The sequence below is a fragment of the [Actinomadura] parvosata subsp. kistnae genome (assembly GCF_900323885.1).
In the GTDB taxonomy this organism is placed as follows: Bacteria; Actinomycetota; Actinomycetes; order Streptosporangiales; family Streptosporangiaceae; genus Nonomuraea; species Nonomuraea composti.
Genome location: NZ_OOHJ01000018.1, coordinates 2,061,583 through 2,082,654, shown reverse-complemented (window position 1 = coordinate 2,082,654; position 21,072 = coordinate 2,061,583). Strand labels below are relative to the sequence as shown.

General features: G+C 73.1%; 18 protein-coding genes and 1 pseudogene. 13 read left to right on the top strand and 6 right to left on the bottom strand.

Annotated features, from left to right (window positions below; all coding sequences use genetic code 11):
* Nucleotides 1-22 precede the first annotated feature (22 nt).
* Nucleotides 23-865, top strand: coding sequence for an LLM class flavin-dependent oxidoreductase (locus tag KIS93_RS29630; RefSeq protein ID WP_230465739.1), 843 nt, complete (start codon nt 23-25; stop codon nt 863-865).
* On the opposite strand, the gene KIS93_RS29625 is transcribed toward KIS93_RS29630, so the two are convergent.
* The 3 genes from KIS93_RS29625 to KIS93_RS29615 form a co-directional block, all read right to left on the bottom strand.
* Nucleotides 862-3,993 carry an amidohydrolase family protein gene (locus KIS93_RS29625; RefSeq protein WP_080044551.1) on the bottom strand — a complete coding sequence of 1,044 codons (3,132 nt, stop codon included), beginning with the start codon at nt 3,991-3,993 and terminating at the stop codon, nt 862-864. The two genes, KIS93_RS29630 and KIS93_RS29625, sit on opposite strands and share 4 nt — an antisense overlap.
* A gap of 120 nt (nt 3,994-4,113) precedes the next feature.
* A complete protein-coding gene (locus KIS93_RS29620; protein ID WP_080044552.1) occupies nt 4,114-4,518 on the bottom strand; it encodes a hypothetical protein in 405 nt (134 codons plus the stop codon).
* A gap of 23 nt (nt 4,519-4,541) precedes the next feature.
* Nucleotides 4,542-5,582, bottom strand: a complete 1,041-nt coding sequence (locus tag KIS93_RS29615) for a DUF6745 domain-containing protein (protein ID WP_080044553.1) — start codon at nt 5,580-5,582, stop codon at nt 4,542-4,544.
* 141 nt (nt 5,583-5,723) lie between these two features.
* On the opposite strand from KIS93_RS29615, the gene KIS93_RS29610 reads away from it, so the two are divergent.
* Nucleotides 5,724-6,656, top strand: a complete 933-nt coding sequence (locus tag KIS93_RS29610; RefSeq protein ID WP_186404510.1) for a TIGR02996 domain-containing protein — start codon at nt 5,724-5,726, stop codon at nt 6,654-6,656.
* Nucleotides 6,653-8,545: a hypothetical protein gene (locus KIS93_RS29605; protein ID WP_080044555.1), complete on the top strand. Its 1,893-nt coding sequence runs from the start codon at nt 6,653-6,655 to the stop codon at nt 8,543-8,545. The genes KIS93_RS29610 and KIS93_RS29605 overlap by 4 nt, the downstream gene beginning before the upstream one ends.
* Before the next feature lie 21 nt (nt 8,546-8,566).
* On the opposite strand, the gene KIS93_RS29600 is transcribed toward KIS93_RS29605, so the two are convergent.
* Nucleotides 8,567-8,818 (bottom strand): hypothetical protein, encoded by a 252-nt coding sequence (locus KIS93_RS29600; protein ID WP_080044556.1) that lies wholly within the window; start codon nt 8,816-8,818, stop codon nt 8,567-8,569.
* Nucleotides 8,819-9,127: 309 nt separating this feature from the next.
* Between KIS93_RS29600 and KIS93_RS65765 the strand changes: the two genes are divergently transcribed.
* Entirely contained in the window at nt 9,128-10,309 is a 1,182-nt protein-coding gene (locus KIS93_RS65765) for an acyltransferase family protein (protein WP_080044557.1), read from the top strand.
* A 45-nt stretch (nt 10,310-10,354) separates the two neighbouring features.
* On the opposite strand, the pseudogene KIS93_RS65760 reads toward KIS93_RS65765, so the two are convergent.
* Nucleotides 10,355-10,858 (bottom strand): annotated as a pseudogene (locus KIS93_RS65760) (TetR/AcrR family transcriptional regulator); the annotation flags it as partial.
* A gap of 52 nt (nt 10,859-10,910) precedes the next feature.
* On the opposite strand from KIS93_RS65760, the gene KIS93_RS29585 reads away from it, so the two are divergent.
* A complete protein-coding gene (locus KIS93_RS29585) occupies nt 10,911-12,146 on the top strand; it encodes an ATP-grasp domain-containing protein (RefSeq protein WP_186404509.1) in 1,236 nt (411 codons plus the stop codon).
* On the opposite strand, the gene KIS93_RS29580 is transcribed toward KIS93_RS29585, so the two are convergent.
* The gene (locus KIS93_RS29580; RefSeq protein ID WP_080044558.1) at nt 12,082-12,858 is read right to left on the bottom strand and encodes a GntR family transcriptional regulator; all 777 of its coding nucleotides are present in this window, start codon (nt 12,856-12,858) and stop codon (nt 12,082-12,084) included. The two genes, KIS93_RS29585 and KIS93_RS29580, sit on opposite strands and share 65 nt — an antisense overlap.
* A 125-nt stretch (nt 12,859-12,983) precedes the next feature.
* On the opposite strand from KIS93_RS29580, the gene trpB reads away from it, so the two are divergent.
* From trpB to KIS93_RS29540, 8 genes are all read left to right on the top strand, one after another.
* Entirely contained in the window at nt 12,984-14,162 is a 1,179-nt protein-coding gene (trpB, locus tag KIS93_RS29575; protein ID WP_418115102.1) for a tryptophan synthase subunit beta, read from the top strand.
* A gap of 53 nt (nt 14,163-14,215) precedes the next feature.
* Nucleotides 14,216-14,992 (top strand): tryptophan synthase subunit alpha, encoded by a 777-nt coding sequence (gene trpA / locus KIS93_RS29570; RefSeq protein ID WP_230465740.1) that lies wholly within the window; start codon nt 14,216-14,218, stop codon nt 14,990-14,992.
* A gap of 178 nt (nt 14,993-15,170) precedes the next feature.
* Nucleotides 15,171-15,941 carry an oxidoreductase gene (locus tag KIS93_RS29565; protein WP_080044560.1) on the top strand — a complete coding sequence of 257 codons (771 nt, stop codon included), beginning with the start codon at nt 15,171-15,173 and terminating at the stop codon, nt 15,939-15,941.
* Between the two features lie 31 nt (nt 15,942-15,972).
* Nucleotides 15,973-16,704 (top strand): SDR family NAD(P)-dependent oxidoreductase, encoded by a 732-nt coding sequence (locus KIS93_RS29560; protein ID WP_080044561.1) that lies wholly within the window; start codon nt 15,973-15,975, stop codon nt 16,702-16,704.
* Between the two features lie 139 nt (nt 16,705-16,843).
* On the top strand, nt 16,844-17,665 hold the full coding sequence (locus KIS93_RS29555; RefSeq protein WP_080044562.1) for a CPBP family intramembrane glutamic endopeptidase: 822 nt from the start codon (nt 16,844-16,846) through the stop codon (nt 17,663-17,665).
* On the top strand, nt 17,662-18,840 hold the full coding sequence (locus tag KIS93_RS29550; protein ID WP_080044563.1) for a histidine kinase: 1,179 nt from the start codon (nt 17,662-17,664) through the stop codon (nt 18,838-18,840). Before KIS93_RS29555 ends, KIS93_RS29550 begins: the two co-directional genes overlap by 4 nt.
* A gap of 60 nt (nt 18,841-18,900) precedes the next feature.
* On the top strand, nt 18,901-19,680 hold the full coding sequence (locus KIS93_RS29545) for an ATP-binding protein (protein WP_080044564.1): 780 nt from the start codon (nt 18,901-18,903) through the stop codon (nt 19,678-19,680).
* Nucleotides 19,673-21,055 (top strand): ATPase domain-containing protein, encoded by a 1,383-nt coding sequence (locus KIS93_RS29540; RefSeq protein ID WP_080044565.1) that lies wholly within the window; start codon nt 19,673-19,675, stop codon nt 21,053-21,055. The genes KIS93_RS29545 and KIS93_RS29540 overlap by 8 nt, the downstream gene beginning before the upstream one ends.
* Nucleotides 21,056-21,072 lie beyond the last annotated feature (17 nt).

The following is a 21,072-nucleotide window of genomic DNA, read 5'->3' as shown; positions in this document are numbered from 1 at the left end:
CCCCCGCCCCAGCTTCGGGATCATGACCGCTCCCTCCCAGGTCGGCTACGACGACGTGCTGCGCGTCTGGCGCGAGGCCGACGAACTGCCGCAGATCGAGCACGCCTGGCTGTTCGACCACCTCATGCCGATCTTCGGCGACCCGGACGGCCAGACCTTCGAGGGCTGGACGCTGCTGTCCGCCCTGGCCGCGCAGACCCGGCGGCTGCGGCTCGGCGTGCTCGTGACCAGCAACCGCTTCCGGCCGCCCGCGATCCTCGCCAAGATCGCCACCACCGTCGACATCGTCTCCGGCGGCCGGCTCGACTTCGGCATCGGCGCCGGCTCCCGCCCCGGCCATCCGATGGCCCGCCGCGAGTACGACGCGCACGGCCTGCCGTACCATGACGCCGCCCACGCGGTGGCGAGCCTGGCCGAGGCCTGCACCGTCATCAAGCGGCTGTGGACGGAGACCGAGCCGTTCGACTTCGACGGCACCCACCACCGGCTCACCCAGGCGTACGGCAACCCGAAGCCCGTCCAGCGCCCGCACCCGCCGATCGTCATCGGCGGGCGCGCGTCGGCGACGCTGCGGGTGGTCGCCGAGCACGCCGACATCTGGAACATCCCGGGCGGCGACCTCGACGACGTGGTCCAGCGCAGCGCGCTGCTCGACCGCTACTGCGCCGAGATCGGCCGCGACCCCGCCGCGATCGTCCGCTCGATCCACGTGCCGGTCTCGTACGAGCGGCCGGCCCCCACCCGGGACATGATCGCCCAGGCGCTGGACGCCGGCTTCCGCCACGTCGTCCTCGGCCTGCCGGCCCCCTTCCCCGAGGGCGTCGCTCGCTGGGTGGCCGACGAGCTGGTCACCCCGTCCGCCTAGTGGTCGTCGCAGCAGGAGGCGCGGGCCCTGCCCAGCTCGGCGGGGTCGTTCCACCAGTAGCCGGCGGTGCTCGCGTGGGCGGGCAGCGGCTCCTTGACCTTGTTGGCGGGGGCCTGGGCGGTCGTGGCGGCCGACGGGTACGGCGCGAGGAGCTGCTCGACCGTGTGGTGCCGGCCGCCGACGAGGACGGCGGTGACCTTGGCCGCGTCCTCGATGCGGGCCAGCGGGTCGCCGTCGACGATGGCCAGGTCCGCGTACATGCCCTTGCCGATCCTGCCCAGCGGCAGGCCGAGGTAGGCGCCGGACGTGCTGGTCGCGCAGGTGAGCGTCTCCAGTGGCGTGAGGCCGTACTTGACCATGGCCCGCAGGTTCATGTGCAGGCTGATCGCGACGTGGTCGATCGGCGCGTCGGTGCCGGCGGTGACCACGCCGCCGCCGCGGATCATGGCGGCGAGCTGCGCGACCTGGTTGGCCAGGTTCGTCAGCGTCACCTGGATGGCCGCCGGGTCCGCGTTCTGGGCCGTCGCGACCGTGGCTCTGAGCGCCGCCAGCCGCCAGTTGGGGTAGAGGCGGCGGACCCGCTCGTCGTCGGCCAGCGAGGTGTCCTCCCGGTAGAGGGCGCTGGAGTTGAACAACGTGGGCGTCCGCGCCATCTTCGACGCGTTGAACATGGCGATGACGTCCGAGTAGGCCGAGCCGACGTTCGTGACCGTGCGGGAGTAGCCGAACCGGCTCGTCGCCCCCACGTGCTCGGTCTGGTCGCCGCCCATCGCGATCGCCGGGTAGTGGTAGTGCGAGGTGACCGGCTTGCCCCGCCGGTGGGCCCAGTCGATCACCTCCTTGTGCCAGACGACCGGCAGCCGCACGTAGCACTTCATCAGGTCGTAGTCGAGGGCGGCGGCCCGCTCCAGCTCCAGGCGGAGCTGGTCGTGGCCGAACATCGGGCGCATGAAGTTGTAGTAGATGCGCGGCCCGTCGATGGCCTCGCCGGTCGCCAGGTAACGCGGCGCGAGCCGCGCGCCCGACTGCACCGACTCGCGCTCCTCCACCATGTGGTAGGCCGGTGAGCCCGGCGAGCGCGTGGTCGTGACGCCGAGGGCCAGCCACAGCGGGCCCTGCCGCGAGCCGTAGGCGTACCCCTGCATCTCGCGGTGGTGGTGGATGTCGATCAGGCCCGGCATGACGAACCGGTCACTGGCGTCGATCAGCGTGCCGGGCCGCCCGTCGCGGTGCGGCTCCACCGCGACGATCCGCTGGCCGCGCACGACGATGTCCACGTCGCGGGCGACGGTCCGGGAGACGCCGTCCCACATGCGGCCGGCGTGGACCACCACCTGCTCGGGGCCGGGGTCGTTGCGCCAGGTCAGGCGGTGCGGGACGGTGCGGGTCGCGGTGCCGTCCACGCGCACGGTGCGCAGCCGCCCGCCGTTCAGGTAGAGGAGGGTGCTTGAGCCGCCCGCCCAGACGGGCGCGTCCGACACCTCGCGGGTCACCTGGCGGGCGCGGCCCGCCGGCCGCCCGGTGCCGTCCACGGGCAGGACCCACAGCACCGACTCCATGGCGAAGGCGAGCATGGTGCCGTCCGGCGACCAGACGGGGCCGTCGTCGCCGCGCGTCTGCAACGAGCGGTGCGGCGCCGGATCGACGTACGTGCCCGCGCCCGTCGCCCGGTCCACCAGAAGGATCTTCGACAGGCCCTCGCGGTAGCGCCGCGAGTACGGCACCACGGCGGCCAGCGCGATCGTCCTGCCGTCCGGCGACCAGGTGGGCCGGCCCGGCTCGAACGTCGCGTTGAAGATCTTCTGGACCTCGCCGGTGGCCACGTCCAGGACCCAGAGGGCGCCGTCCTGGTCGAGGTAGGCGATCTCCCCGCCGTCCGGGGACCACCGGACCGACAGGGCCGCCGAGTCCGTGAGGTGGGTGAGCTGCCGGTCGGCGCCGGTGTCCAGGTCGCGCACCCAGATGTTCAGCGTTCCCGTACGGTCGGTGACGAACGCCAGCCGCCGCCCGTCCGGCGAGAAGTCCGGGTCGGCCTTCCACCAGCGGTCACGGAAGAGCGGCCGGGGAGCCTCGCCGATCCGCATCAGGTAGATGTCGTTCAGCGCGCGGAAGGCGACCGTGGACCCGTCCGGCGAGACGGCCGGGCTGCCGATCCCGGCCACGGGGAACGAGCCGGGCGCGTCGAACACCCGCACCCGCTTCGTGTACTTCGGCGTCGTCGTGGTCAGCGCCGCGGTGAACCCGACCGTCCCTGCCGCCGCCGACCCCAGCCGGCGGGTGCGGACGGTGCCCGACGCGGTGTAGAAATAGCGCCCGTCCGGGGCGAACCGGGCGCGGAACGGGAAGACCTCCTCGCCCGTGACCAGCGTGCCGGACGTGCTGACGAGCTCGTTCTGGCCCGCCCGGAACAGGTGATAGGCGAGGTCGGTGCCGTTCGGCAGCCAGGACGGCTGGTGGATCACCTGCCCGGCGGGCACCGTGACGGCGGTCTCGCGCGCGCCGGTGGCCACGTCCACCACGTCGATCCTGGTGTCGGCCACGACGAACGCCACCTTGGCGCCGTCGGGCGACCAGGCCGGCTCGTACTCCTCCACCGCCGTGTCCGTCAGCGCGCGCGACGCCCCGGTGGCCACGTCGAGCAGGTGGATGCCGTAGCTGCCGCCGCTGTCGGAGGAGTACGCGATCGTGCGGCCGTCCGGGCTGTAGCGGGGCTCGCGATGGTCGAACGGGCCCGTGGTGAGCTGCTTGATCGCGGAGCCGTCGGGGCGGATCGTCCACAGGTTGAAGACGCCGTCGCGGTACGACTGGAACACGATCGTGGAGCCGTCGGGGGACCAGTCGGGCTGCGCGATGTCGTACAGGTCGCTGGTGAGCCGGCGCGCCGTGCCACCGGAGGCCGAGCACACCCACAGGACGCCGAGCAGGTCGAGCGCCAGCCGGCGGCCGTCGGGGGAGGGGGCGACGGCGAAGTCCGTGCCGGTCGCGACGGTCGTCCTGCCCGCCGCCGCGGCCCTCGCCGGCGGGGCCGTGGCGGGCGCGAGCGCGGCGGCGAGGGCGGCGCCGGCACCGCCCGCCAGAACGGTCCGGCGGGTCGGGCGGGGCAACGAGCCAGGGGCGTCAGGTGACATCGGGGCTTCCCTCCGGGAGATCGCGCTCGACTCGGGATCTTCGCTACGGCGTGCATACGTCGGCCGGAAGGATCGGTCAAGAGGCGCGGTCAAGGAGGGCTGTCGCCGGGTCGCTTGCTCTCAGTCGGCGACGAGCCGCGTCTGGTCCGCCTGCTCGCGCTGCCGGCGCAGCTCGTACGTGCCGGGCGCGATGCCGGCGTAGGCGTGCTCCGGATGCGCCAGGTACGCGGTCGCGCCCTCCTCGACGGTCAGCACGCCGAGCGTCAGCGCGCGCCCGGACCGGTCGGGGGTGAAGAACGCGGGCCCGGTCGCGACCAGGAGATGCGTGTTGGCCTGGGCCTGGCCGCGCACCACCGGCACGCCCTCGGCGGGGATCGGGGTACGGGCCGGCGACGCGGTGACCGGCACCACGGCCACGTCGCCCTGGAACTGCAGCCCGGACAGCACGGGGATCTCGGCCTGCCGGTCGAGGTGCTCGTCCACGGTGACGCCGAAGGTGGCGATGGCCTGTTCGATGGTGAGCATCGGGTGAAGGGCTCCTTTGGGGGTCAGGATCGGCGCTGGGCCTGGGCGTACTGGGCGGGGGTGAGGCCGTAGGTCCAGGCGGCGGCCTCGATGGGGTCGGTGCAGGCGGCGGGGACGGTGAGGCCGAAGCGGCGGCGGGTGCCGTCCCGCTCGACGGTGCCGTTCGTGCACAGCAGGACCCGCACGTTCGTGGGGTAGACGCCCGGGGGCACGTCGTGCAGGGTGAGCGTCTGGCCGGGGTTGCCGGGGTCGGGCACGGCGGGGCCGATCTGGTCGAGGCGGGCCTCGATGACGAAGCGGTCCCAGCCGCGGCGTTCGATGGCGCAGCGGCGGATCTCGGCGTTGGGCTCGCGGATGATCTCGTCGGCGGTGAGCGTGTCGTCGACGACGGCACGGGGGACGTGCGTGCCGCGCCAGAAGCACAGCCCGAACCCGTCCTCCCAGGCGACCGCGGGGCCGTCGGCGCGATGGAGGCGCGGCCTGGCCGTCTCATCCTCGCCGGCCGGCTCCCGGTGCACGTCGCTCGGAGGCGGGCAGAACAGGACGAAGTCGCGGAACGGCCACCACCACCAGACGCCGGCGGCAGGCAGGCGGGCCCGCCACAGCCGGCGGATCTCGCCGCGGATGGTGTCCTGCCGCGCCCCGCCGACGGCCGCCTCCACCGCCGCCCGCAGGTCCGCGTCCACGGCCTCGTTCACGGTGTCCCACAGGTCGTCGCGTTTCGCCCGGCCCCTGGCCGCCGGCAGGTCGGCGTGCAGGGCGGTCGCCGCGGCGCCGTGCACCGAGCCCCTGGCCGGGCCCGCGGTCGCGGCCTCGACGGCGTCGCGCACGGCCCGGCCGATCCGCTCGCCGGCCGTGTCGTCCACCGCGCGGAGGACCGAGTCCAGCACGCGCCGGTTACGATGCCCGGTGGCCAGGCAGGCGGCGATCGGCGCCGCGAACGTACCGGCCAGCGGCGAGGACACCCGCACCACGCGGTCGGGAAAGGGCACCCCGATCTCCTGGTAACGGGCGCGGGCGGCGGCCTCGAACGCCTGCTCCTCCTCCACCAGCGGTGTGTTCACAGCGGGGACCTCCCATGTCGTGCGTGACCCGTGCGATCGGGCGCTCGTTCTGGGCGAAACGCCTGCGGCCAAGGTCATTTCGGCGGTAGCTTATCGGGACTTTGTCTTGACATGTCGAGTATATTTCGTACATTCGTTCGAATGGAAGTCATGGCCATCGAGGAAGCACTACGGGCGCATCCCGACGACCTCACCGCCTGGCACGCGTACAGTGACCGGCTGCTGGAGCGGGGCGACGCCCGAGGCACGCTGATCCGCCTGGAGCAGCGCCTGCCCCGCACTCGCCCCGCCGACCGCCCCGCGCTGGAGCGCGAGATCGCCGACCTCGTGGCGGAGCACGAGGACCGGTGGGACGACGGGCTGCCGGGCGCGGCACGCGTGCGCTCCCGGCGCTACGGCTTCGCCACGGAGGTGGCCGTCACCTGGTCGGACGACGTCCGCGAGGTCGTGGAGCAGGTGCTGCGCGCCCCGTTCGTCACCACGCTCAGGCTCACCTCCAACGCGGCGGACGATGACGATGACGACGAGGAGTGGGAAGAGGACTGGGACGAGGAGGACGAGGACGGGTGGGACCTCGCGGTCGACCGTGGCGCGCCGCGCCCGGGCCGCCTCGACGTGCGGGCCCTGGCCGGGCTCGACCTCGGCCGGCTCACCGAGCTCGACCTGTCCTACCTCAGCGTCGGCTTCGACGGCGCGGAATTCCTCGCCGGCCTGTTCGTCTCGGACCGGCTGCGGGCACTCGACCTGCGCTACTGCCGCGTCGCCGACACCGGCCTCGCGGCGCTGACGGCCCGCCCCCAGCTCGCCGGGCTGCGCCGCCTGCACCTGCAACGCAACAGGCTGACCGCCGACGGCGTGCGCTCCCTGCACCGGCTCGCCGAGCTGACCGAGCTGGACCTGCGGTACAACGACCTCGGCGAGGCGGGCGCGCGGGCCCTGCTCGCCGCCCCGTTCGCCGGCTCCCTCACCCGGTTGTGGCTGTACGACTCCGACGTGGGCGAGGACGGCGTCCGGGAACTGGCACAGGCCGCGAATCTTCCGCCGGGGCTGCGGAGCATGTGGAGGTGCGTGTGAGCATCGAACTTCGGGACCGCTTCTTCGTCCTGTCGGCCGGGGACGCCTCCGCCGAGGAGGTCGCCCGCTACCGCGCGGAGGTGGACGCGGCCGACGCCGCCCCCGCCGCGACGGTCGACGGGCTGGACGTCTGCTGGCATCCGACGGCCCGGTTCAAGGCCGTGCGCTTCATCGACGCCGAGCTCATCGACGAGCGGGTGCGGGAGCTGTTCGCCCGGCCCAGCGCGCAGGCGCCGTACCTGGCGGCGGTGTTCGCGGACCCGCACGAGCTGTCGTTCCGCACGTTCGAGAACATCGTCCCGCTGGACCGCCTCTTCGAGAGCGTCCCGCTGGAGATGGAGCTCGACGGGGCCACCGAGCACGCGGAAGGCGTGCTCTCGTACACACTGCGCCTGCCCGAGCAGGCCCGCGACCGGCTGGCCCGGCTGGACGCGCTCGGCCTGTACGTGCCGCCGCTGAACGCCGCCTCCCGGGGCGGCGAACGCTTCATCTTCCACTCGGCGCTCCTCGCCGAGGCGCTGACCGCGGCCGTCGCCGACGCGCTGCCGCCGTCCGTGGCGGAGGGCTTCTCGCACGTGAACCCGGTGTTCCGGTGCAACGCCTTCGAGCCCGGCGACGCGAACTTCCACCTGCACCGCGACACCCCGTACTACGACGCCGCGCGCGGGCACATCTCCCGCTACACGCTGCTCCTGTACGTGACCGGCGGCACCGGCTCACCCGCGCTGGACCTGGCCGGCGGCGCCGCGCTCGCCGAGATCGGCCCGTTCACGTGCGTCATCTTCGACCAGCGGTACGAGCACGAGGGCGCCCCCTACCGCGACGGCCGCAAGGTGTTCCTGCGCACCGAGCTCGTCTTCGCCGCCGGCGAGGTCACCGAGCAGCCGGAGATCGGCGCGCTGTTCAGCAAGGCGTGCTACCTGACCGGCGAGAGCGTGTTCGCGCCCGAGCTGGCCCGGCACGCCGACGCGTACTACAACCAGGTCGCCGCCGCCCACTGGAGCGGCCTTGGCGACGGCCCGGCCCGCGAGACGTTCGTGCACAAGGAGTTCCGCGGCCTGCACTTTGTCACCAACGGCTACGACTTCTGGTTCCCCGCGACCGACGCCCTGCCGGCGGCCGAGTGCGCGGCCGTCACCCTGCTCGACTACTTCAACTGCAAGCTCGGCGACACCCCGTTCCGCGCCCTGTGCCGGACGGAGGTCATCGAGGCCGACGACGCCGCGTGGATCCCGGACTTCCTCCGAGACCAGCACCCCACCCTCTCGGTCACGACCCAAGTGGACAAATCCGCCTTCTTCCCCGACCCGGAGCGCCCCGACGGCGCCAACTGCTGCCCGTTCCACTCCTCCGGCCGCTTCGACCCCACCCGCTTCGACGACGTCATCAAGCTCTACGAGGACGCGCAGTCGTTCGCCAAGGCCCACATCCTGCCCGCCCCCATCCTCATGCTCGGCGAGGACGTGGCCCTCGACCCGGACCGCTTCGTCATCGACGGCGACCTCATCCACGTGCTCGGCAAGCACGCCCTCACCCCGGTCAACTTCGCCGCCTGCTGGAACGACGAATCCATCCCCGAGGACTACGTCGTCACCGCCGCCCGGGTCGGCGTGCAGCAACTCCTCGTCCCGCCGATCATCCACCACGAGTCCAACGGCTGCCGCCACCTCAGCTTCGACTTCTTCCGCAACTCCTGGATGGTCGACCACCGCCAGGCCACCATCCCCGTCCCGAGGATCACCGAGCTGATGTGGGCCGACCCCGACGACAGCCACGCCTGGCGCCGCGACGTGGACGACTCCCTCATCGACGCCGAGCACCCCTTGGAGTCCAGCGACCTGTGGGACGACGAGGACGACGACTGGGACGACGACGAAGAGGACTCGTGACGGCCCGCCCGGTGCCCCGTGTCACGTCCCGTACTCGAAGCGGGCGACGAGGGACCGGGCGGCGTCCTCGTCGAGCAGCAGGTCCAGCAGGCTCAGGTACAGCTCCTCCCGGTTGACGGGGGTCTCGTAGAAGCCCTTGCGTCTGCGGTGCTCGCGCAGCCGGCGCCACAACTGGTCAAGAACGCCCTCGGTCTCCTCGCCCGGCTCCGCACCGCCCAGCTGGACGGCCGACCAGAGGGAGGTGGCGAGTGCGGACAGTCCACTGTCGTTCATCGGTCGCCTTCGTTCTCGTTGGCAGTTCTTGTCCGATGGCGGGGCTCAGATCGGCCACGAAGGTATTCGCCCGCGAGGCTGATGGTTTCACGGGAGAATGTTTCACGTCCGTCTCAGACGTTGCAACCAGAATCGAGTTTCCCATTACTGCTCTGGTGCCTCTAAAGGGGTGATGGCGCAAGAGCCGCAGCCGGCCCAGAATCGTGAATTATTCTCGCAACCTACTCGAAAGAGGATCTTCGCCTTACCGGAGGCAAGGAAACCATTGCGGGGTCGGCCCCGCCACGTAGCTCCGATACGTTGGGGCATATGGCGACCGCCCCCCACCAACCCTCCCAAACGGTCCACCGGCTCGCCTGGCTGGACGCCTTACGTGGCGTCGGCGCGCTGGCGGTCGTGGGCGAGCATCTGACGACCTGGGCGATGCCCTGGTTACGGCCCACCTCGTTCAACCTCGGTGTGTACGGCGTGCTGGTGTTCTTCCTGGTGAGCGGTTACATCATCCCGACCTCGCTGGAGCGGCACGGCGACGTGCGAGCGTTCTGGATCGGCCGCCTGTTCCGCCTCTATCCGCTCTATCTCGCGGTCATCGCCGTGGTCCTGGCCCTGGCCTGGTGGATCCCGATCCGGCCCGAGGTGCCAAGGGACGGCTCGGCGGTGGCCGCGCACGCCACGATGCTGATGGACGCGGTGGGCTCGGCCGGCGTCCTCAACACCATGTGGACGCTCTCGTACGAGATGCTCTTCTACCTGCTGGCCGTGGCGTTGTTCGTGACGGGGCGGCGCGACCGGTGGGGGGTCGTCCCGGTGCTGTTCGCGCTGCTGGCCGCCGGCACGGGTCTGTTGCTGGCGGGGCCGCCGGTGGTGGGGGCGTGGCCGGCGTGGGCGTCGTGCGCCGTGTTCGTGGCCGGGCTGGCCTGCGTGCTCGCGGGGCGCGGCGGCACGGCCGCGGTGTACGTCCTGGGCGCGATGGCGCTGGCGCTGATGGCGAGCAGCCGGGTGCCGTGGTTCGGCGCGGCGATGGTCGCGGTCATGTTCACGGGCACCGCGATCCGCCGGTGGGAGGCCGGCGAGGGCCGCTTGTGGCCGGTCGGCGTGGTCGCGGTGCTGGTGGGTTCGACGCCGATGTGGGCGCTCAACGCCGGCTGGTGGTGGGTGCGCCCGGACCGGTGGGGCCTGACGATCGTCCTGGCGGTCCTCACGTTCGCCGTCGCGATGGCGGCGCGGGGCCGGCGCGTCCCCTCGGCCCTGACCTGGCTCGGCACCGTCAGCTACTCGCTCTACCTGGTGCACCTGCCGATCCTGCTCGTCATCATGGAGCTGGTGGGGGAGATGCGCTGGTCACCGCTGCCCGCCCAGCTCGGCGTCGGCGCGGCCTTCCTCGCGGTGCTCCTGCCGGCGTGCTGGCTGAGTCACCGGCTGGTCGAGCAGCCGCTGCAGCGTCTCGGCCGCCGCCTGACCGCCCGGCGTCCGGTCGTCGCCGCCGCCTGACAGCACCGTCCACATGCGGACGGTCGCGCCCAGGGTGGTGAGCAGGCAGGCGAAGTCGGCGTCCCGGACGTCCTGTGGGTGGTGGTCGAAGCGGCCGGCGGCCTCGCTCGTGGCGAAGCCGAGGACGGCGGTGCTGATGAGGCGTTCGGCGCGGGCGGCCTGCTCGTCGTCGAGCCCGGCCGCGCGCAGGGCGGCCTGGACGCCGTCGCGCACCCGGCGGGCGTGCTCGGTGGCGGCGGGCCGCTGCAGCAGGAGCGGGAACACGCTGGGGTGCCGGGCGGCGGTGCTCCTGAGCGCGGTGGCCTGGTGCTGGAGCCGCTCCTGCCACGGCAGCCCGGCGGCGGGCGGCGGCACCTCCGTGAGCAGCGCCTCGACGAGCCCGTCGAGCAGGTCGTCCTTGCCGCCGACGTGCCGGTAGAGGGCCATGGGGGTGACGCCGAGCCGCTCGGCGACGGCCGCCATGGTGACGGCGGCCAGGCCGTGCTCGTCGGCGACGGCGAGGGCGGCCTCGAGGACGGCGGTGCGGCTGATCTGTGCTCGGCGGCCCATGGCAAAAGTATACAACATATGCTTATGTCATATACAAACCAGGGAGGCCGTCATGCGGATCCTGCTGTCGGACGGTTCTGGCCTGACCTCGCGCCAGTGCGCCACGCTGCTGTCGCGGGCCGGGCACGCCGTCGAGGTGCTGTCCCCCGACCGGCTGTGCGTCTGCGCCTTCACCCGGCACGTACGCCGCGTGCACCGCGTCCCCGCCTTCGGCCACGATCCGTTCGCCTGGCTGGACTCGGCCCTGGAGGTGTACGCGGCCGGCGCCTTCGACGTGCTGTTACCCACGCAGGAGCAGGTGGCGGTGCTGTCACTGGCCGCCGACCGGCTGCGTGAGCAGGGCGTGGCCACCGTGGTGCCGCCCTTTGCGGCGCTGGCCATGGTGCAGGACAAGGTGTCCGCGTTCCACACGCTGACCAGGCTCGGGCTGCCGCAGCCGCGCTCCGCGGTCATCACGGGCGCGGCGGCGGCGTGGGACGCCTTCCCCGCCTACGCCAAGCGGCCCATCGGCACCGCCACCAGTGGGGTGCGCCGTCTGACCGGGCACGCGGACCTGGACGGGCTGGAGGACGGCGTGCTCGTGCAGGAGGAGGTGCCGGGGCCGCTGGTGATGGTGCAGGCGGTGTTCGCGGCGGGCGAGCCGATCGCCTTCCACGCCTGCGTACGGGCGGGCGAGGGGGCCAGGGGCGGCGCCGGGCGCAAGCGGAGCGTCCTGCTGCCGGAGGTGCGCCGGCACGTGCAGCGGCTGGGCGGCGAGCTGCGCTGGCACGGCGCGCTGTCGGCCGACGTCATCCTCGGCCCGGACGGGCCGGTCGTCATCGACGTCAACCCGCGGCTGGTCGAGCCGGTGAACGCGCTGCTGTCGGGCGTGGACCTCGTGACGCCGCTGCTCGACCTGGCCCGTGGCCGCCCGCCCGTCCCGCAGCCCGCGTCGGTGCCCGGCGTGCGCACCCACCAGCTCCTGCTGGCCGTCCTGGGCGCCGCCGAGCATGCGGGGCGGCGCGGCGCGATCCTGGCGGAGCTCGCCGCCGCCGCGACGCGCAAGCGCGGGTACGCGGGCAGCAGGGAGGAGCTGATCCCCGGCTTCGACCCGCCCGGCACGCTGCTGCTCGCGCTCGCCACGACCGCCACCCTCATCCGCCCTGACCTGTGGCGATGGTTCGCCTCGGGCAGCGTGGCCGGCTACGCGCTGAGCCCGGCGGGCTGGCGGCGGATCGTTGAATTCAGCCGGACGCGGCCAGGCTCCACTGCAGGGACATGGAGTGAGCGAGGCGATCGGCGCGGATGAGCATGCGGCTGCCGTCGATGGTGGCCTGGTCGTGCACGAGGGCCGCGCCGTCCACCCCGCGCGTGATCCGCTCGCTGGCGAACGCGGCGCCGCCGGCGGGCAGCCGCAGCAGCTCCGCCACCCGCGCCGGCAGCACGACGGGCCTGATCGACTCGGTGGCGGCGGCGATGGCGACCTCGCACCTGGTGGCCAGCGCGTGGTAGAGCGGGGTGGCCGCGAAGTCCGCGTCCCTGATCTTTGTCGCGTACGGCTCGGGCACCCATGAGACCTGGTGCACCGCCGGATCGCCGTCCACGAGGCGGACCCGCTCCAGCCGCAGCCCGCGCGCGCCGGCGTCGGCGCCCAGCTCGGCGGCGACCCCGGCGGGCAGCCTGCGCAGCTGGGCCGACAGCACCCGCGTGACGACCTCGCGCCCCTGCGCGCGCAGCTCGTCGGCGAGGCTGCGCAGGCTTTCCAGCCGGTACGCGGCCAGCGGCGGGCTCACGAACGTGCCCCGGCCCGGCTCCTGGACCACGAGCCCCTGGTCGGACAGGCCGCGCAGAGCCTGGCGGAGCGTCATGAGCGTCACCCCGAGCGAGGCCGCGAGCTGGCGCTGCGGGGGAAGTGCCTGGCCGGGACGGTAGACGCCGCGCCGGATCCGGTCGGACAGCTCGTCCTGCAGAACCCGGTACTTCGGCCGCTGAGGGCTCCCGCCGTCACCCGACTTGTCCATGGCCGCCCATCGTATCGGCCCGCCCCGAGCTTGCGCGGGCGTGCCCGGCTCATCAATACTTTGCTTACAGTTCTAGAACGGAGACCAACATGAGCATCGCCTTGCGAGGCCCGGGCGACGACCTGATGCACCGGCGTCGCTCCGCCATGAGCGACCCGGGCCCCAGCGGCCGCTTCGGCCGGTTCGGCGGGCGGTACGTGCCGGAATCGCTCATCACCGCCTGCGAAGAGCTCGAGGAGGCGTTCCGCGACGCCTGGGACGACCCGGCGTTCCGCGCCGCGTTGAGCCAGACCCTGGAGCTGTACGCCGGCCGCCCCACGCCCGTCACGCCGGCCCTGCGCCTGTCCGCCGACCTCGGCGTGACCCTGCTCCTCAAGCGGGAGGACCTGACCCACACCGGGTCCCACAAGATCAACAACGTGCTGGGTCAGGCCCTGCTCGCCCGGCGCATGGGTAAGACACGCCTGCTGGCCGAGACGGGAGCCGGCCAGCACGGCGTGGCCACCGCCACCGCCGGGGCGCTGCTCGGCCTCGGCGTGACCGTCTTCATGGGCGAGCGCGACATGGAGCGCCAGCAGCTCAACGTCTTCCGCATGCGGCTGCTCGGCGCCGAGGTCGTCGGCGTCTCCAGCGGCAGCCGTACCCTCAAGGACGCCTGCAGCGAGGCGCTGCGGCACTGGGTCGCGGCGGCCGACGACGCGCACTACTGCATCGGCTCCGTGATGGGCCCCCACCCCTACCCGTGGATGGTCCGCGAGTTCCAGCGCGTGGTCGGCGAGGAGGCCCGCGGGCAGTGCGCGAGCCTGCTGCCCCGCGCCGTGCCCGACGTGGTCGTGGCGTGCGTGGGCGGCGGCTCCAACGCGGCCGGCACGTTCGCCGGGTTCGTCGACACGCCCGCCCGGCTCGTCGGCGTCGAGCCCGCGGGCGGGGCGGCGGTGGCCGGCGGCGAGCCCGGCGTGCTGCACGGCTTCCACTCCTACGTCCTCCAGGACGAGGACGGCCAGATCCAGGAGGCGCACTCCATCTCCGCCGGCCTCGACTACCCGGGGGTCGGGCCCGAGCACGCTCACCTCGCCGACACCGGCCGCGCCACGTACGTCTCCGTCACCGACGACGAGGCCGTCGCGGCGGTCGCGCGCCTGGCCCGAACCGAAGGCATCCTGCCCGCGCTCGAATCGGCGCACGCCCTGGCCTGGGTGCTCAAGGCGGCCGGCACGCCCGACCTGCCGGCGGGCTCGACGGTGCTCGTCACCCTGTCCGGCCGCGGCGACAAGGACGCCGACCAGCTCGCGAGGCTGATATGAGCGCGCGGCCGGCTCCCGAGGCTGACATGAGCACCCGGCCGCCCAAGATGAGCATGGGCACGCTGGAAACGCACCTGAGAGCGCGCCGCGACGCCGGGCAGGCGCTCCTGGTCCCGTACGTGACCGCGGGCCTGACCGCCGACTGGCCCGACTACCTGCGCGCCTACGCCGACGCCGGCGCCGACGCGATCGAGGTCGGCCTGCCGTTCTCCGACCCCATGCTCGACGGGGGCACCATCCAGGAGGCGTCGGACCGGGCGCTGCGCCGGGGCGCCACCCCCGGCCGCCTGCTCGCCGAGCTCTCCACGGCGAACCCCGGCGTGCCGCTCGCCGTCATGACGTACGCCAACCTGGTCTTCCGTACGGGCGCGCGGGCGTTCTGCGAGCGGCTGGCCGAGGCGGGCGTCACGGGGCTGATCGTGCCCGACGTCCCGCACGACGAGGCCGGCCCGCTCTCCGAGGCCGCCACCGCCGCCGGCGTCGACCTCGTGCTGCTGGCCGCGCCCACGACCGCGCCGGCCCGGCTGCGCGGCATCGCGGAGCGCAGCCGCGGCTTCGTCTACGGCGTCACCGTCATGGGCACCACCGGCGAGCGGGCCGCGCTCGCCGACTCCGCCGGGCCGCTCGCGGGGCGGCTGCGCGAGCTGACCACCTGCCCGGTGCTGCTCGGGTTCGGCATCTCGACGCCGGAGCAGGCCGCGCAGGCGTGCGCGTACGCGGACGGCGTCGTGGTCGCCTCCGCCCTCATGCGCCGCGCCCTCGACGGCGCCACCCCCGCCGAGGTGGGCGCGGACGTGGCCGCCATCCGCCGGGCCCTTCCGGCCGGCTGACGGGCCGGCTGACGGGCCGGCTGACGGGCCGGTTGACCGGGCGGGGGCCATAGGAATGTCCTATGGCCCCCGTCGCCTTTTCCTCTTTGCTTCTCCTTCTTTTCCGGGCGTAGCTTTCTGAACAGCGCGGCGAGCTTTTCCGCGCAGCTCCCTTTTCCCTGTTCGAAAGGCTTTTGGCATGTCCGGATTCGAAAAGGAACTCGCCGGAAAGCGGGCCCTGGTCACGGGCGGCACCCGCGGAATCGGCGCGGCCATCGTCAGCCGGCTCCTCGAAGCGGGCGCCGACGTGCTCACCACCGCCAGAGCCGCGACGGGCGCCGCGCCGGAGGGCGCCTCCTTCGTGCGGGCCGACGTGCGCACCAAGGCCGGGGCCGAGGCGCTGGCCGCGGCCGTCCAGGACGTGCTCGGCGGCGTGGACGTCGTGGTGCACAACGCGGGCGGCGCGCGCCCGTACGAGGGCAGTGCGGCCATCCCCGACGAGGAGTGGCAGGACGCCCTCGACCTGAACCTGCTGGCGTCGGTACGCCTGGACGCCCTGCTGACGCCGGGCATGCGGGAGCGCGGTTCGGGGGCGATCGTGCACATCTCCTCGGCAGCCGTCCTCACCCCGGAGGCGTCGTCGTTCCTGCACTACGTGGCGGCGAAGGCGGCGCTGGAGACCTACAGCCGCGGGCTCGCCGCCGAGCTGGCCCCGCACGGCGTCCGCGTGAACACCGTGTCTCCCGGCCGGGTCGCCACCCCCGGAGGTGAGCGGACGCGGACGCAGTGGGCGGAGGTGGCCGCCCGCACGGGCGTCGGCGGCGACGCCGCCGGCGCCACCCCGCCGCTCGGCCGCGACGGCCATCCGGACGACATCGCGCACGCGGTGCTGTTCCTCGTCTCGGAGCGGGCGAGCTGGCTCACCGGCAGAAATCTCATCGTGGACGGCGGCGAATTCCCGATGGGCTGAAAACCGGAAAAACCAGGAAAGGAGATTCGACATGGAATTGCGCGGCAAGACCGCCCTGGTCACCGGCGGCACCTCCGGCATCGGCCTGGCGACCGCCCGCCTGCTGGCCCGCGCGGGCGCCGACGTCGTCATCACCGGCCGCGACGCCCGGCGCGGCAAGGACGCCGTGCACGCCACGCGGGAGGACGGCGAGGTCCGCTTCGTCCCGTCCGACCTGGCCGACCTCGACTCGGTCGCCGAGCTGAGCCGCAGCAGCGGCCCGGTCGACATCCTCGTCAACAACGCCGGCGCCTTCCCCGCCGCGCTCACCCTCGAACAGAGCGTGGCGGGCTACGACCGCGTCTTCAACACCAACGTCCGCGGCCCCTACTTCCTGGTCGCCGCGCTCGTCCCGCACATGATCGAGCGGGGCGGGGGCAGCATCGTCAACGTCACCACGCTCGCCGCGCACCGGGGGTTCTCCGGCGCCTCGGCCTACAGCGCGTCCAAGGCGGCGCTGGCGTCGCTGACCCGCACGTGGGCGCTGGAGTTCGCTGATGGCGGCGTCCGCGTCAACAGCGTCGCCCCCGGCCCGACCCGCACCGAAGGGGTGCTGGCCGAGTGGGGCGAGGAGGGCAACGAGGGCGTCGCCAGGGACCTGGGTCTCACCCGGACGGCCGCACCGTCTGAGATCGCCGAGGCGATCCTCTTCCTCGCCTCCCCGCGCGCCTCGTACATCACCGGCACCACCCTTCACGTGGACGCCGGCGGCACCGCGTTCTGACCGGCCCGCGCCTGTCCCTCGTGCGAGCTACCCGCGAGTGTCCGCCGCACGGTGACGATTTCCGATCGCCGGATCCCTAGCGTTACGGGCATGACGCGACGATGCCCGTCGCGATGTCCCCCCAGGTGAGGAAGTCGTCATGCGGTTGTTGAAACAGCTGGTCCCCGTCGCGCTGGTCGCCTTCGTCGGTGGCGCGCTCGCCGGCGCGGTGCAGGGAATCTGGATCCTCACCCTGCTCGTCGGCGTCGCGACGGCCGCGCTCGCCGTGTACGTGTACGCCCGCGTGGTGCGCTGGTCCGAGCGTCGCGACCCGGTCGAGGTGGGCAGGCAAGGGGCCGTCCCCGCCATCCTCCGGGGGCTGCTGATCGGCGGCGCCCTGTTCGCGGCCGTCATCCTGAACATCGCCCTCGTAGGCGGCTACCACGTCGACGGCCTGGGATCACTGACGGGCGCGCTCGGGGTGTTCGGCTTCATGGCCGCCGCCGCGGTGACGGAGGAGCTGCTGTTTCGCGGCATCCTGTTCAGACTCGTCGAGGAACGCGTGGGAACGTGGCTCGCGCTGACGCTGACCGCGCTGCTGTTCGGCGCGTCGCACCTGTTCAACCCGCACGCCACCCTGTGGGGCGCGATCGCCATCGCGATCGAGGCGGGCGGCATGCTCGCCGCCGCCTACGCCGCCACCCGCACCCTGTGGGTGCCCATCGGGGTGCACTTCGGCTGGAACTTCGCGGCGGCCGGCATCTTCGGCGCGGAGGTCTCGGGCAACGGCACCCCCCAGGGGCTGCTGCACGGCGTGACGTCGGGGCCCACCTGGATCACGGGCGGCGAGTTCGGCCCGGAGGGCAGCATGTACGCGGTGGTGTTCGGCCTGCTGCTGACGGTCGTGTTCATGTGGCTGGCCCGCCGGCGCGGCAACGTGGTCCCGCTGCGGCGCCGCGCGAACGCTACGCTCGACGGATGACCCTGCGGCGCGTCACGGACCTGTGGCGGCGATGCGACGTCGTGGTCCGTGACCTACCGCTCGGGCTGCTGCTCGCCGGCGCGTCCCTGCTGCCCGCCCTCCACGGCAGGGGGACTCAGGTCGGCGACCTGCCCACCCGGCCCTTCGACGCGCTGGCCGTCCTGGTGATCGTGCTCGAATGCCTGCCGCTGGCCGTGCGCCGGCGGTGGCCGGCCGTCTGCCTCTTCCTAGTGTCGCTCGGCTTCGCCCTCGACCAGGTGCAGGGCTATCACGTGTTCGCCAGCAACGCGATGCCCATCGCGCTCATCAGCGCGGGCGCCCATCTCGAACGCGGCCGGCGGGTCGCGGCAGCACTGCTCACCGCCGCGTACGTGCCCCTCGCGATCGCGGTCGACCGGCTCGGCGCGACGGAGAAGGCGGACGGCTACGTGATCTTCTACCTGGCGCTGGCCCTCGCCTGGGGCATCGGCGCCTGGCTGCGCGCCACCCGCGCCGCCGAGGCGGAGCGCCGCCGCCACGCCGCCGAGGCCGCCCGCGCCGCCGAACGCACCCGGATCGCCCGCGAGCTGCACGACGTGGTGACCCACCACGTGACGGCGATGGTCGTCCAGGCGGAGGCGGCCCGCTACCTGACCGCCGCCCCCGACCGCCTCGACACGACGCTCAGCGCCGTCACCGACACCGGGCGGCGGGCCATCACCGACCTGCGGCACATGCTCGACCTGCTCAAGCCCGACCACGACACCGACGTCGGCGCGAGCTCCCCGGGCGAGCTGCGCACGCTCGTGGAGCAGACCCGGCGGGCCGGGCAGCCGGTGGAGTTCACCGAGGAGGGCAGCCCGGCGGAGTCGGCGGGCAGCGCCGAGTTCGTCACCTACAGGGTCGTCCAGGAGGCCCTGACGAACGCACTCAAATACGCGCACGGCAGCCGTACCGTCGTCCGCGTGCGTTACGGCGAGCAGGAGATCAGCGTGGAGGTCAGCACCGACGGCGCCGTCTCCAGGACCGCCTCTCTGGGCGGCAGCGGGCGCGGCCTGGCCGGCCTCCGCGAACGCGTCGACGCTCTCGGCGGCGCGTTCAGCGCCGACCGGCAGGCGGGCGGCGGCTTCCTCGTACAGGCCCGCATCCCCGCCGGCGGCACCGATCTGCTTAGCGGGGGCTGGGGCCGGGCATAGAGGTGGGCATGATGCCGCCCCGGGTCACCGTCGGCGGGAGGGCCGGAGGGAGGCCCAGGTATGGCCTTAGTGCCTGGCTCCGAAGCGAGCGAGCCGATCGAGCACCTGTTCACGGTGAGCCCCGGGGTGCTGGCCGGCATCCGGGCCTTCGTCGGCCGGCTGGCCGAGGAGGCGGGGCTCACCGACCGGGAGCGGGATCGGATCGTGCTGGTCACGCACGAGCTGTCGGCCAACGCGATCGAGCACGGCGCCACCGACATGATCTCCGTGCGGTGGGAGGACACCGACCAGGGTGTCTGGATCACCGTGTCGGACCAGGGCGTGTTCGAGGTCGGCGTGACGCTCGGCGATCGCGGGCGGGGCCTGCGGATCGTGCTCGCCCTGGCCGACGAGGTGACGATCCGGCCGGGCCGGCGCGGCGACCAGGGCACGGTGGTGCGGCTGCGGGTGCCCGTCCGCGCGAGCGTCCCGGCGGTCCTGCCGCGGATTCTCCTCGTGGACGGCGACCGGTTCTCCGGCCGGTCGTTGTCCTCGTTCCTCGACGCCGAGGGTTACCCCACGGTGGTGACGGGGTCGGCGCAGGCGGGCCGCGACGAGTCGGCGAGCCCGCCCCGCCTCGCGATCGTCGACCTGATGACCTCCAACGGCCTGACCGTCCAGCTCTGTGACGACCTCACGCGGGCGGGCGTCCCGGTCCTGGCCATGTCGATCCTGCCGCCGCCCGCGAACCTGCGCTCCAGCCGGTTCCTGCGCAAGCCGGTGCATCCCCTGGAGGTGCTGGCCGCGGTGCGGCTGCTGACCGAGCCGTCCGGCGCCGCCTCGGAGGTGCGCCGTGCCTGAGCGGCGGCTGGCGAGCGGGCAGGCCCGGCTCGACGCCATACTCGACGGCGGCCTGATCAACCCGTCCGTCGCCCTCATCGCGGGCCTGCCGGGCAGCGGCAAGACCGTCCTGGCGCAGCAGTACGCGTTCGCGAACGGCACCGAGCGGCTTCCCGCGATCTACCTCAGCACCGTCGCCGAACCGTTGAGCAAGATCCTGTACTTCGGCGAGGCCCTGTCGTTCTTCGACCCCGGCCGGGTCGGCAGGGAGGTGCTGTTCGAGGATCTCAGCGGCGAGCTCGACGACAACGGCCTGACCGGCATGCTCCACCGCATCACCGCCCGGGTCGAGCGGCAGCCGTGCTCGCTCCTGGTCATCGACAGCTTCCGCGCGCTGCGCTACCGCGGGGTCGGCGAGCGGGACTTCGAGGGCTTCGTCCACCAACTGGCCGGTCACCTGGCCGCCACCGGCACGATGGCGCTGTGGCTCGGCGAGTACCGGCGCGACGAGCTGGAGGGCTGCCCGGAGTTCGCCGTCGCCGACGCCGCCGTCCTGCTCGCCACCGAGGACTCCGGGCAGCGCGACAACCGGGCCCTGCGGGTGCTGAAGCTGCGCGGCAGCGGCTTCCGCTCCGGCGCGCACGCCTACCGCATCGAGAGCGCCGGCGTGCGGGTGTTCCCGCGGCTCAGCGACATCGACGCCGGCTCGTACGAGCTGGGTGAGAGCCGGGCGACCTCCGGCATCACCGCGCTGGACGAGCTGATCGGCGACGGCTACTGGCCCGGCTCCGCCACCCTGGTGATCGGCCCCTCGGGGTCCGGCAAGACGGTGATGGGGCTGCAGTTCATCTACGGCGGCGCGAACCAGGGCGAGCCCGGCGTGTTCGCCTCGATGCAGGAGAACCGCGTCCAGCTCGAACGGATGATCAACGGGTTCGGCTGGGACATCGACTCGCGGGGCGCCGTGCTGCGCTGCGACTCGCCCAACGACATCTACATCGACCAGTGGTACTACGACCTGCTCGAAACCATCAGAGCGACCGGCGCGCACCGGCTGGTCATCGACAGCCTCGGTGACCTCGCCGCCGCCTGCCCCGATGAGAAGCGGTTCAGGGAGTTCGTCTACGCGTTGCTCAACCACTGCTCCCGGGCGGGCATCAGCGTCCTGCTGACCTACGAGTCGGCCGAGCTGTACGGCCACACCCGGCTGTCCGAACGCGGAGTGTCACACCTGTCCGACAACGTGATCCTGCTGCAGTACCTGCGGAACGAGACTCACGTCGGGCGGGCGCTGACCGTGCTGAAGACCCGAGCCAGCCGTCATGTCCCGCAGCCCCACGAATTCGACATCACCCACGATGGCATCGACATCAAAGCACCCCTCAAGATCATTTGAGGCGCACCGGGATCAGG